Here is a 12,214-nt window from a genome sequence, read left to right on the forward strand (position 1 = left end):
AAGGACGCCTGCAACCGCCGGTAATCTTCTCGGGAGGATGGCGATGCGATTGCGCTTGGAAATTCTCGCGGCGCTGTTTCTGGCCGCCACGGCGCCGGCGGTGGCACAGCAATGTGGTGGCGATTTCCAGGCATGGAAGCAGGGCGTTGTGGCCGAGGCGAAGAATGCCGGCGTCGGCACTGCCGGACTCGAGGCGCTGGAAACCGCCGCTCTCGATGGAAAGGTGCTGGCGCGAGATCGCGCTCAAGGCGTCTTTACCCAGACCTTCATCGAGTTCTCGAACCGCATGATATCGGCCTATCGGCTGAAGCAGGGCGCGGTCATCTTAAAGGAATATGCCGACGTGTTTGCCCGCGCCGATCGCGAATTCGGCGTTCAGGCCCCGGTCATTGCCGCCTTCTGGGCGCTGGAAACCGATTTCGGCGCCGTGCAGGGCGATTTCCAGACGCTGAACGCGTTGGTCACGCTCTCTCACGACTGTCGTCGCCCGCAGCTCTTCCGGCCCCAGATCGTGCCATTGTTGACGCTGATCGATCGCGGCGTGGTCCCGGCCGACGTCACCGGCGCCTGGGCGGGCGAAATCGGCCAGACGCAGATGCTGCCTTCCGACTATCTCGGCCGAGGCGTCGACGGCGATGGCGACGAAGTGATCGACCTGCGCGGCAGCGCGCCTGATGTGATCATGACCACGGCCAACAAGATCACGTCGCGCGGCTGGAAACGCGACCAGCCCTGGATCGAGGAAGTCCGCGTGCCCGACGACTTGCCCTGGGACCAGACCGGCCGCACCAACAAGCTGCCGCTGACGCAATGGGCTCAGTGGGGTGTCACCAACCCGAACGGCACGCCGCTTGTCGACAACGGCCTGAAGGCAGGCCTCGCACTGCCTATGGGCCGCAAGGGGCCGGCCTTCCTGGTGTACGACAATTTCGACGTCTACCTCGAATGGAACCAGTCCTTCACCTATGCACTGACTGCGGCAAATCTCGCCGCGCGGCTGGCAGGTGCGCCGCAATTCGACCCGCGCAATCCCGAACCCGGCCTCAACGGCGACCAGATGAGGGCATTGCAGACAAAGCTCGAGGCCAGAGGCTATGACGTAGGCACGGTCGACGGCATCCTGGGCACCAACACCCGCGAAGCGATCCGCAAGGAGCAGATGCGGCTAGGCCTGCCGGTCGACGGCTGGCCGACACCGGAGCTTTTGGCGAAACTGTAGCAGGTTAGTGAATAGTAGTGAGTAGTGTATGGTGAATGGTGAATGGTGAATGGTGAATGGTGAATGGTGAATGGTGGAACTAGGTACTGACTACTGACTTATTAACTATTCACTATTCACTATTCACTATTCCTATTCACTATTCACCATTCACAAATCCGTCATCGCCTGGCAAGCAGAAAGTCGATAAACACTCGCAAGGCCGGCGGAACCTGCCGGGAGCTTGTATGATATAGGTAAAAGCCCGGAAATCTCGGCGACCAGGCTTCGAGAAAACGGATCAGCTTGCCGGTTTCGATCCACGGCCGAACCTGGTAATCCAGCATGTAAGCCACGCCGATCCCATCCAGGGCCGCCCTGATCATCAGTTCCGTGTCGTTGACCGTCAGACCGCCGTTCACGGCTATTTCGAAAGCGCGCTGGCCTCGCGCGAACTCCCATCGATAGATGTTGCCGCCACCGGGCCACTGGAAATTGATGCATTGGTGATGGTGCAGATCGGCAGGATGACGGGGCATGGGGTGATCCTCGAGATAGCTGGGCGCCGCCACCGCAGCCATCTCCAGTTCGTCGCTGAGTTTCACCGCCACCATGTCCTTATGCAGCCGCTCACCAAGCCTGATTCCGGCATCGAATCGTCCCTCGACAATGTCAGTCAGTGTGTCGTCGACGATGATGGTGAGGGCAATATCGGGATAGGCCCGGCGGAAATCGCCGAGGATGGGCACGATGAAACGCATGGCGGCGATGCGTGGAACGTTGATGCGCAACGAGCCTGCCGGTCGATCGCGCGATGCATGCGCGTCGGCGACAGCCCCTTCGAGTTCACTGAATGCCGGAGCGAGGCGGGCAAACAGCGTTTCGCCTGCAGTGGTCGGCGACACGCTGCGTGTCGTGCGGTTGAGCAGCCGGACACCGACACGCTCCTCCAGCCCGCGTATCGTCTGGCTGAGCGCCGGCGGCGAAATCCTGAGCCTGGCCGCGGCGCGGACAAAGCTGCCTTCCTCGACGATCGTCGCGAACGCCTTCAGCTCGGAAAATTCGGTCCCTCGCATTATGTATCTCAGACTTAACAAGGCTGTTCGATAATAGACTATTATCTGAGCAATTGCATGCCCCTAACTTCGACATGGAACCGACGCTCGATTTGGAGCGGCCGTAGCCAGACGAGAAAAGGACAGCAGCTATGTATCATTCGCTTGATGGCAAAACCGCGCTCGTGACCGGCAGTTCGCGCGGCATCGGCCGCGCCATCGCCGAGGGGCTAGCGGCAAACGGCGCGGCCGTGGTCGTCAATTATGTCGGTAACGAGAAAGCCGCCCAGGAAGCCGTTGCTGCCATCCGCGAGAATGGCGGCAAGGCCGTCGCCATTCGGGCCGATATCTCCATTGTTTCCGACATTCGCCGGCTGTTCGATGAAACCGAGAAGCAGATGGGCGCGATTGACATCGTCGTCGCTAATGTCGGCGTCGCCGTCATAAAGCCGTTCGTCGAGGCCACCGAAGCCGACTTCGACCACGTCTTCGGCGCCAATGCCAAAGGCACCTTCTTCACGCTTCAGGAAGCGGCGCGGCGCGTGCGCGACGGTGGCCGCATCATCGCGGTTTCCACCGGTGGAACCAAGATGTTCTTCACCCAGACCGCCCTTTATCTCGGCAGCAAAGGAGCCGTCGAGCAGTTCGTCCGCGTCCTCTCGCGCGAACTCGGACCGCGCTCCGTCACCGTGAATGCGCTTTCGCCGGGCTTTACCGACACCGACCTGCTTCCGCAGCGGGACCGGGCCGTGGCTGCCGGCATGTCGCCCTTCGGCAGGATCGGAGCGCCGCGCGATGTTGCCGACATCGCGGTTTTCCTCGCCTCCGACGAGGCCCGCTGGCTGACCGGCGAGAACATCCAGGCCGGCGGCGGCGTTGCTTAGTGGGTAGTGAATAGTGAATAGTGAATAGTGAATAGTGAATGGTGAATGGTGAATGGAGTTAGATGTTGATTACAGACTACTGACTACTGACTACTGACTACTGACTACTGACTATTCACTATTCACTATTCACTATTCACTACTCACTAATCCGCCATCGTCTCCAGGCTGGCAAACCCCTGCGGCGCGTCACCTTCATCGAACGGCGTCGTCACCTCGACGAACGTGTCGGGATAGAAGCCGTTGAACCGTGTCCTCAGCGACAGCGAATAGGCGCCGATATGGCCGATCTCGATCCAATCGCCGGTATCGACCGTTTCCGGCAGCCAGAACGGCCGCGACAGGATGTCGACGGAATCGCAGGTTGCGCCGCAGACCTTGAACGGCACGATGGTCTTCTCCTCGCCGTTGCGCGAGCGGATCGCCGGGTCTGGAATGAAGCGCGCCGGCAGCGTGATCTTGCCGGTCCATGAATCCGACAGCGACGCCCAGATGCCGTCATTGATGTAGAGCCGCTTGCCCTTGCGCAGCAGCACACGCACGATCAGCGACAGGCAGCGCGCCACGATCACCCGGCCCGGCTCCGCCACCAGCGGCATCTGGTCGAACTGGTATTCCTTGAGGTCGCCCGACAGCCGCGACATGATCTGGCCGAGCGACGGCATCTCGATCTGCTTGCGGTTGGGATCATGGCCGTATTCGGCGGGAAAACCACCGCCGACGTCAAGGCCGGCAATGTCGAAGCTGACGCGGTTGCGCACCCAGTCGGCCGAGGCCAGCGCGCGCTCATAGGTGTCGGGATCCTCGATCTGACTGCCGACATGAAAGCACAGGCCGACCTTGTAGCCGGTCCGGTTCAGCCGTTCGGCCAGATCGACCGCATTGGCCGGTCCGGCGCCAAACTTCTTCGACAGTTCGTAGGCGGCCGATCCTTTCGTCTGGATGCGCACGAACACGGTGATCGCACCCGGATCGATATCGAGCGCCCGCACCACGCGGGTCAGCTTGGTGATCTCGTCCTCGTGGTCGAGCGAGATGACCCGGATGCCATATTTCTCCAGCGCCAGCTTGATGTCCGACTGTGCCTTGACCGGATGCATGTAGAGCATCTCGGCGTCCGGCGAGACCGCGCGCACGGCGGCGAATTCGCCGGGCGAGGCCACGTCGAAAGCGCCGACGCCGGCCTCGACCAGCGCCTTCAGCACGATCTGCTCGCCATTGGTCTTGACCGCATAGGCGGTCTTGCCGGGAAACATGCCCATGAACTGCCTGGCGTCCGCCTTCAGCACCTGCGGGCGGAAGCAATAGATCGGATCGTCCGGGCGAAGCGCCAGCGCCGCTTCGCGCGCATTTTCGAATTGCTGCATGGACGAATCCCTTGGCTTAGACTGCGCACAATTAATCCAACCTATGCGGGAATGAAAACAATTCTGTGTCTCGCACCCCTGACGCTGCGGCGCTACGGCAGATGATGGAATGCTAGTCCACTGTTCTGGTTTCGGGTGGCCCTTGCCGTCGAACAGGATATGGCCTGAACAGAAGCCTGATTGACTTGGCATTCAGAACCATCCGGGAGGATGATCCATGGCGATTTCGACGACGGCAATGCGCGGCCCCATGGTCTTGAAAGACTGGGCGCAGCTTCTGCTGCTCGGTGCGATCTGGGGTGGCTCGTTCTTCTTTGCCCGCATTGCGGTTGCCGAGATTCCGCCGCTGGTGCTGGTGCTGTTTCGCGTCGCCATCGCGGCGCTGGCGCTGCATCTCTATCTCGGCCTGCGCGGTCCGTCCTTCCGCATCGCCTTGCCGCATGCCGGCCTGTTCTTTCTGCTGGCGCTCGTCAACAACGTCATACCGTTCTCGCTGATCTTCGCCGGCCAGACCGAGCTTGGCGCCGGTGTCGCCTCGGTGCTCAATTCGACGACGCCGTTCTGGACGTTGATCCTCGCCAACGCGCTGACATCAGACGAAAAGCTCTCCTGGAACAAGCTTGCCGGGATCGCGCTCGGCATCGTCGGCACGGCGGTGATGATCGGTCCCGGCCTGCTTGCCGGGCTGGGCGGTCCGGTCTGGGCGAAATTCGCGCTGGTCGGCGCCTCGCTGTCCTATGCGGTGGCCCTGATGATCGCCCGCCGCTTCAAGGGTGTGCCGTCACCGGTCATCGCCACTGGACAATTGACCGCTTCGACCATCATCATGATCCCGATCGTGCTGCTTGGCCACGGCACTGCCAACCTGTTTTCGGCCTCGCCGCCGGTCTGGGCGGCGGTGTTAGCGCTGGCCCTGCTGTCCACCGCCTTCGCCTACATCCTCTATTTCAACCTCGTCGCCTCGGCTGGCGCCACCAACGCCTCGCTGGTCACGCTCATCGTGCCCGCCAGCGCGATCCTGCTCGGCTTTCTGTTCCTGGGCGAACGGCTCGAATTGTTCGAGCTCGGCGGCATGGCGCTGATCGCGCTTGGCCTCGTCACCATCGACGGCCGCCTGTTCGGCCGACGCTGATGCATGTCACCAAAGCGCGCCCAGGCGCAACACGCTTGAGAGCTTCGTATCCAATCGAACGACGCTCCAATTCGTCGAATCTTCGCATCGACCCGAAATCGATCCCGACTTTCGGCGACGGTAGCGCTGCCATACCCATTCTTGCCCCAGCTCCGTCACATTTTGTACACAGGGCCGAAGCGGGATTTTGCCGAAGAGTTTCAATGCCTAACGGCAAATGGCCTGTCGCAAATTCCACATTGTCGTCGCATTGCAGCATAGTTTCCGCTTGCCTGTGGCAGAAATGCCCCTAGACTCTGGCCATAGCTCTTTAAGAGGAGGCTATGACATGGGGCTTACCAGGCCAATCAACGCATTGATGATTTGTGCTGCATTTGCATTCATCGGGGCGCTGATTATGGGCTTTCTTCCGTAGACCCGCCAAGCAACGGAAGCAGCACAAAATAGTCCAAGTCATTGAAAAGGCCGGGTTTTTTACCCGGCCTTTTTGCATCCCGGATTTGACAGAGACTTACGCCGCGGCGGACCCCGCGGCTTCAGCCTCATGCGAGCGGATGCCGATCATGTGGCAGACGGCGAAGACCAGATCGGCGCGGTTCATGGTGTAGAAATGAAAATCGCCGACGCCGCGCTCGACAAGGTCCAGCACCTGCTCGGCCGCCACCGCGGACGCCACCAGCGCATGCGTCTGCGGGTCCGTCTGCAGCCCGTCGAAGCGCTCGGCCATCCACGCCGGCACCAGCGCACCGCAACGCGCCGAGAAATTGGCGACCTGGGTAAAATTGTGGACCGGCAATATGCCCGGCACGATCGGTATGTAGATGCCCGCCCGCCGCGCCCGCTCGACATAGCGCTCGTAGAGGTCGTTGTCGAAGAAGAACTGGGTGATCGCCCGCGTCGCGCCATTGTCGACCTTGCGCTTCAGCATATCGATATCGGTGGCGAAATCCGGGCTCTCCGGATGCTTTTCCGGATAGGCCGAGACCGAGATGTCGAAATCGCCGACACCTTTCAGCGCCCCCACCAGTTCGGCGCCGTTGGCATAGCCGTCCGGATGCGGACGATAGGCGGCGCCGACGCCCTCGGCCGGATCGCCGCGCAGGGCGACGAAGCGGGTGACACCCATGTCGGCGAATTCCTGGATGACTTCATCGACCTCGTGACGCGCCGCATCGACGCACGTCATGTGCGCCGCCGGCGTCAGCGTCGTTTCGTTGAGGATGCGCTTGACCGTGCGCGCCGTGCGCTCGCGGGTCGAGCCGCCGGCGCCATAGGTGACGGAGACGAATTTCGGCTTGAGCGGCTGCAGCCGGGTAACTGTGTCCCACAGCCTTGCTTCCATCTCGTCGCTCTTCGGCGGGAAGAACTCGAACGAAACCCTGATCTTGTCGCCAATGTCAGGGCGGCGGGAAAAGCGGAACTGGTTCATCAGGCGGTTTCCCCTATCGGAAAGGCATTGGCCGGTTGTGCGTGGTTGGAAGGATCGGCGATCAGCATGCGCTGGTCACGGCCGAGCCACAGTTTTACGGTGAGCCTGGGTTCATTGCCGGCGCGCGGCTCGAATTCCTGGCTCTCTTCGAGGTCGAGCCCGGCCTCGGAAAACCACTCGGTGATCTGCCGGTCGGCAAAGCCGAGCCGCACATGCGCGTGGGCGTCGCGCAGGAATTCCAGCGAATGCGGAGCGAAATCCACGATCACCAGCCGGCCTGCCGGACGCAGCAGCCTTGCTGCCTCGCGGATGGCGCGGGCAGGATCGTCAAGATAGTGCAGCACCTGGTGGATGGTGACGAGATCGAAGGCGTCGCGCTCGACCGGCGGCGCAAAAATGTCGCCCTGGCGCACCTGCGCATTCGAGATGCCGGCCTTGTCGAGATTGGCGCGCGCCACCGTCAGCATCTCGCGCGACATGTCGATGCCGATGCCGCGCCGGTAGAGCGGCGAAAAGATCTCGAGCAGCCGCCCGGTGCCGGTGCCAAGGTCGAGCATCGACTGGAACGGCCGCTTGCCGACGAGCTTGAGCAGCGCTGCCTCCACGGCGCGGTCCGGCACATGCAGCGAGCCTATGTGATCCCAGCTTGCGGCATTTACGGAGAAATATTCGGCGGCGCGATCCTGCCGCTTGCGCTTGACCGCCGCCAACCGCTCGAGGTCACGCTCGACCTGCGGATCGGCGCCCCGGATACCGGAGACCAGCCTGAGCACGAAGTCCCGCGCCGCATCCGAATCCGACAGCCGGAAGAAGGCCCATGAGCCCTCCTGATAGCGCCCGATCAGCCCCGCCTCCAATAAAAGCTTCAGGTGGCGCGAGACGCGCGGTTGCGACTGGCCGAGGATTTCGGTGAGATCGGAAACGGTGAGGTCGCCGCGCGACAGCAACGCCAGGATGCGCAACCGGCTGGATTCGGCCGCCGCCTTCAATGTATCTACCATGGTGTCGAGCGCGACATGCATGCGAGCATTCTCTTTGAAAAAGATATAAACATATGTTTATGTCGATTTTGATAGGCTTGCAAGCGCTATGTCGCTCCCGGACAAGAAAATGACGCATGCGTGGTGGATCGCGCACAGCCGGAAGCAGGATCGGGGCGAAAACCATGTTCGAAACGCGCAGCGGCGAAAAGCTTCTGGAAACTGATCCCGCCGATATGGCGCCGGACGGCCACGTCGTCTTCATCGGCCGCATCGCCTCGCCCTGGACCACGCGGGAAACTTGCCCCAAGAACATGAAAGCCGCGCGGGAAACGGGCAAGCCGGCAGTTCTCACCATCGACCTGCCCTATCGCGAGGGCCTGCTCGGGCTTGAACGCGCCAGCCACGTCATCATCCTGTCCTGGCTGCACCACGCACCGCGGACCCTGATTGTTCAGAAACCCCGCCATGCGGCTGAACCGAAGGGCGTTTTTTCGCTGCGCTCCCCGGCCCGGCCGAACCCGGTCGGGTTGCATATCGCCAGGCTCGTCGCCCTCGACATCGAAACGGGTCGTATCGATGTCGATGCCATCGACCTGCTCGACGGCACGCCGGTGATCGACATCAAGCCTTATTTCGCTTCGACCGATGCCTTTGCCGACGCGACCATTGCCGGACGGGACGAGCCCGGACAGGTCATACCCGGACAGGTCGGGCGATGAACGCGCCGACCGGTCGCCGCCGCGCCATCGCCAAGGCGCTGACAATGCTTTTGCCGCTGGCGCCCTATGCCGACATGGAGAAGATCCGCGCCGACGCCGGCGCGGTGCATATGAAGAGCTTGCCGCCGAGCATTGCCGTATGGCTGGCGACAATAGCCCATATCCGTCATGTGCACACCGACTACGAGAAACTGCTGGCCGAAGGCTACGATCGCGACTCGGCGCGTTTCTTCGTCATGGAACAGACCAACAGGGTGCTGACCCGTTGGCGCGCCACCCGTCTGCTCCAGGATGAGGACGAGGAATAACCAGATACCCCGATGGCTCATCCGCAACCCCGGCCTGTGTCTTGTGCCAACCGCCGCAGCGCTCTATCGCGTTCGACGAAGACGACCTGACGGAGGACGTGATGAGCAACTTGATCGATCCGCACGCCAAACCACTGCCCTCGCTCTCCGACCGTCACATAGACCCGCACTCCTACCCCGATGGTGTTGCCTTCCTGGACGGGCAGTATCTGCCGATGTCGCAAGCCAAGATCTCGGTGCTGGATTGGAGCTTCCTGCATTCCGACGCCACCTACGACACGGTGCATGTCTGGGACGGTCGTTTCTACCGCCTCGACCTGCATCTCGATCGCTTCTTCGGCGGGCTGGACAAGCTGCGCATGACGATCCCGTTCGACCGCGATGGAGTCGCCGAAATCCTCCACAATTGCGTCGCGCTGTCGGGTCATCGCGGCGCTTATGTCGAGATGCTGTGCACGCGCGGCGCCTCGCCGACCTTCAGCCGCGACCCGCGCGACGCGGTCAACCGCTTTATGGCGTTCGCCGTTGCCTTCGGCTCGATTGCCAATGCCGAGCAATTGCAGCGCGGCCTGCATGTGACGATCAGCGATAAGGTGCGCATCCCACCGGCCTCGATCGACCCGACAATCAAGAACTACCACTGGCTCGACCTGGTGCGAGGCCTCTACGACGCCTATGACCGAGGCGCCGAGACCGCGCTGCTCCTCGATTTCAACGGCAATATCGCGGAAGGTCCCGGCTTCAACGTCTTTTGCGTGGACGACGGCAAACTAGCGACGCCGGCTGTCGGCGTGCTGCCAGGCATCACCCGCCGCACCGTCTTCGATCTCTGCGCGGAGGCAGGGCTTGCCGTTGCCGCGGCCGATGTCAGCGTCGCTGCGCTGCGTCAGTCCGATGAGGTCCTCATCACCTCGACCGCCGGCGGCATCATGCCGGTAACGATGATCGACGGTGTTCCGGTCGCGGACCGCAAGGTCGGTGCGATTACCAGGCGCCTCATGGCGATCTATTGGCAAAAGCACGGAGATCCGGCCTGGTGCAGCCCGGTGCACTATCCCTGACCATCCCTGGGCTCAGGCCCGGTAAATCCACTGCTCGGGCACACGCACCGAAATCTCCTCGCCGGCCGTGATGCGGCCTGGTTTTTCCACCCAGGCGACAAGGCCGCGCAACCGCTTTGCCGCCTTCGGGAACAATAGCGCGCCGGCTTCACGGTCGGCCATTCCGGCATTTTCGGCGACCGATCGCCCGGCGATGCGGCAAGGTCTGTTCTGCGCGTCGACCTTGACGGTGACGCCTCCTTTAAAGAACAGCAGCGTGCCGGACGGCAGCATCGAGAGATGCGGCAGGCCTTCGATCAACAGATTGGCGCCGATCCACTCCGGCTTGATCTCGGCGATGGCCATCCGCCCTGCCACGATCGCCAGCTCGTCCGCGGCCACGATCGACAGCTGCCGCTCGTTGCGCATCTCGGTGCCGCGCGGATACCAGGGCTCGCGCCCGCCGGAGCGCCGCGTGGCGCCGGCGTGGAAATCGCCGTCGATGCCGTCGAAGCCAAGCCGCAATTCATCCACCGCGCGTGTCTCGAAATGATCCGATGGCGCGACGTAAAGCGCGGCCACCCGCGCGACAAGTTTCCGCGCCGGGATGATTTCGACCGGTTTTACCGTCTCGGGGAAGAGGTCCAGCATAGGCTTCGCTCCGTGCGTGATGCCAAGCAATTAGCCGCAGTGAGTTCATCAGGTCCAGCCTAAAGCACTGATGCTCCAGTCAAGCAGGCTGATGCGATTACACCGGCGCCTTCCAATGCCGCTGCCGTTCGCGCCAATCAGAGCATGCGCAACAGCGCCCCGCCGATCGAATAGCCGGCGCCGAAGGCGCAGAGCAGGCCATAGTCGCCGGCGTTCATGTCAGCGTGGTTTTCCGACAAGGCGACGACCGCACCGGCGCCGGCGGTGTTGCCGAGGCGCTCCAGCACCATCGGCGCGCGGTCATGGTCGACCTCGTGGCCGAACGACAGCTTCAGGATCATGGCGTTCATACGTGCATTGGCCTGATGCAGCCAGAAGCGCCGGATCGCTTGCGGCGTCAGCCCATGCTCGGCCAGGAACTCGACGATGAATTTGTGCCCGGCGACGGTGACTTCCTTGAACACCTTGTTGCCGACCTGATTGATCAGGTTGCCTTCCAGGTTGATCATATACGGATCGTCCTGGGCGGTGCGCGTGTAATAGCCGAGATTGGTGCGGATGTTGTTGGACATCTGCGTCCAGGTCCGGGTGTCGAGCACCTCGAAACGTCCCGGCCGCTTGTCGCCCTGGGCAAGCCCCTCGACGACCATCGAGACCGAAGCATCGCCGAAGATGAAATGCGTCTGCCGGTCGCGGAAGTTGAGATGGCCGGTGATGATTTCGGGCGTCGTCACCAGCACGCGCCTGTGTGCGCCCGCCCGCACCAGATTGACCGCGATATGCAACGCCGCCGCCGCCGACGAGCAGCCAAGGCCCATGTCGAAGCCGGCGCCCCTCGTGCCCATCGCCTGCTGCATCTCGATGGCGATTGCCGGATAGGGCCGCTGGTGATGCGAGGCCGAGCAGATCACCAGGTCGATATCAGGTGGCTCCAGGCCGGCATGGTCGAGCGCTTTCCTGGCCGATGCGATGCCGAACTCGGCTTCCAGCGACAGTGCGTCGTCCGGCCGCGCCGGAATGCGCGGCGCCATGCGGGTCGGGTCGAGAATGCCTTCCCGCTCGATCACATGGCGCGTCTGCACGCCCGAAGCATGGACGATGAAGGCGCTGTCCGACTTCTGCAGCAGCGTCTCGCCCGAAGCCTGGCGGCGGACATTCTCCATCTCGACCCAGGCATTGAAGCTGTCGACCAATTCCTCATTGGTGATCGAAGGCTCGGGGATTTCAACGCCGATGCCGCTGATGATGACGCGATGCATTTTCAGTTCGTCCCCATGCGCAGGCGCTACGGCTTGATGTGGGCGCCGCGAGAGTTCGGCGCAACATTATTCGCATCAAGCTAGTTTAAGCCGGCTTAAATCAAGGGCCTGAGGTACAAGACCACAACCTTGCGTGGCTGAAATACGCGTTGTGGCGAATCAAGCGCAGCCAGGCAGTGCGTCTCGGTG

The 12,214-nt window shown here is 62.2% G+C and carries 12 protein-coding genes; 6 read left to right on the top strand and 6 right to left on the bottom strand.

What is annotated here, in order from left to right; all coding sequences use genetic code 11:
* The first annotated feature begins 43 nt into the window (after window positions 1-43).
* The gene (locus tag AC0L2R_RS12265; RefSeq protein ID WP_473509156.1) at window positions 44-1,219 is read left to right on the top strand and encodes a lytic murein transglycosylase; all 1,176 of its coding nucleotides are present in this window, start codon (window positions 44-46) and stop codon (window positions 1,217-1,219) included.
* A gap of 161 nt (window positions 1,220-1,380) precedes the next feature.
* On the opposite strand, the gene AC0L2R_RS12270 is transcribed toward AC0L2R_RS12265, so the two are convergent.
* Window positions 1,381-2,274 carry a LysR family transcriptional regulator gene (locus AC0L2R_RS12270; protein WP_473509158.1) on the bottom strand — a complete coding sequence of 298 codons (894 nt, stop codon included), beginning with the start codon at window positions 2,272-2,274 and terminating at the stop codon, window positions 1,381-1,383.
* A 131-nt stretch (window positions 2,275-2,405) separates the two neighbouring features.
* On the opposite strand from AC0L2R_RS12270, the gene AC0L2R_RS12275 reads away from it, so the two are divergent.
* Complete coding sequence (locus tag AC0L2R_RS12275) at window positions 2,406-3,137, top strand: SDR family oxidoreductase (protein ID WP_473509160.1); 732 nt, start codon at window positions 2,406-2,408, stop codon at window positions 3,135-3,137.
* Window positions 3,138-3,283: 146 nt separating this feature from the next.
* Here AC0L2R_RS12275 and AC0L2R_RS12280 read toward each other — a convergent pair whose 3' ends face one another.
* Window positions 3,284-4,504 (bottom strand): alanine racemase, encoded by a 1,221-nt coding sequence (locus AC0L2R_RS12280; protein WP_077383117.1) that lies wholly within the window; start codon window positions 4,502-4,504, stop codon window positions 3,284-3,286.
* 217 nt (window positions 4,505-4,721) lie between these two features.
* On the opposite strand from AC0L2R_RS12280, the gene AC0L2R_RS12285 reads away from it, so the two are divergent.
* Window positions 4,722-5,636 (top strand): DMT family transporter, encoded by a 915-nt coding sequence (locus tag AC0L2R_RS12285; protein WP_473509162.1) that lies wholly within the window; start codon window positions 4,722-4,724, stop codon window positions 5,634-5,636.
* 511 nt (window positions 5,637-6,147) lie between these two features.
* Here AC0L2R_RS12285 and metF read toward each other — a convergent pair.
* Both metF and AC0L2R_RS12295 read right to left on the bottom strand, forming a co-directional pair.
* Complete coding sequence (gene metF, locus AC0L2R_RS12290) at window positions 6,148-7,065, bottom strand: methylenetetrahydrofolate reductase [NAD(P)H] (protein WP_023798712.1); 918 nt, start codon at window positions 7,063-7,065, stop codon at window positions 6,148-6,150.
* Window positions 7,065-8,087, bottom strand: coding sequence for an ArsR/SmtB family transcription factor (locus AC0L2R_RS12295; protein WP_473509164.1), 1,023 nt, complete (start codon window positions 8,085-8,087; stop codon window positions 7,065-7,067). The genes metF and AC0L2R_RS12295 overlap by 1 nt, the downstream gene beginning before the upstream one ends.
* A 143-nt stretch (window positions 8,088-8,230) precedes the next feature.
* Here AC0L2R_RS12295 and tsaA point away from each other — a divergent pair, with 143 nt between their 5' ends.
* The 3 genes from tsaA (at window position 8,231) to AC0L2R_RS12310 (ending at window position 10,136) form a co-directional block, all read left to right on the top strand.
* On the top strand, window positions 8,231-8,767 hold the full coding sequence (gene tsaA, locus AC0L2R_RS12300; RefSeq protein ID WP_473509166.1) for a tRNA (N6-threonylcarbamoyladenosine(37)-N6)-methyltransferase TrmO: 537 nt from the start codon (window positions 8,231-8,233) through the stop codon (window positions 8,765-8,767).
* Window positions 8,764-9,075: a DUF2293 domain-containing protein gene (locus AC0L2R_RS12305; protein WP_473509168.1), complete on the top strand. Its 312-nt coding sequence runs from the start codon at window positions 8,764-8,766 to the stop codon at window positions 9,073-9,075. Before tsaA ends, AC0L2R_RS12305 begins: the two co-directional genes overlap by 4 nt.
* 101 nt (window positions 9,076-9,176) lie before the next feature.
* Window positions 9,177-10,136, top strand: coding sequence for an aminotransferase class IV (locus AC0L2R_RS12310; protein WP_473509170.1), 960 nt, complete (start codon window positions 9,177-9,179; stop codon window positions 10,134-10,136).
* Between the two features lie 12 nt (window positions 10,137-10,148).
* Here AC0L2R_RS12310 and AC0L2R_RS12315 read toward each other — a convergent pair whose 3' ends face one another.
* Window positions 10,149-10,766, bottom strand: coding sequence for an MOSC domain-containing protein (locus AC0L2R_RS12315; RefSeq protein WP_473509172.1), 618 nt, complete (start codon window positions 10,764-10,766; stop codon window positions 10,149-10,151).
* 137 nt (window positions 10,767-10,903) lie between these two features.
* On the bottom strand, window positions 10,904-12,025 hold the full coding sequence (locus AC0L2R_RS12320; RefSeq protein WP_128167198.1) for a beta-ketoacyl-ACP synthase III: 1,122 nt from the start codon (window positions 12,023-12,025) through the stop codon (window positions 10,904-10,906).
* Between the last annotated feature and the right edge of the window lie 189 nt (window positions 12,026-12,214).

It is taken from the genome of Mesorhizobium sp. WSM4820 (genome assembly GCF_055811075.1).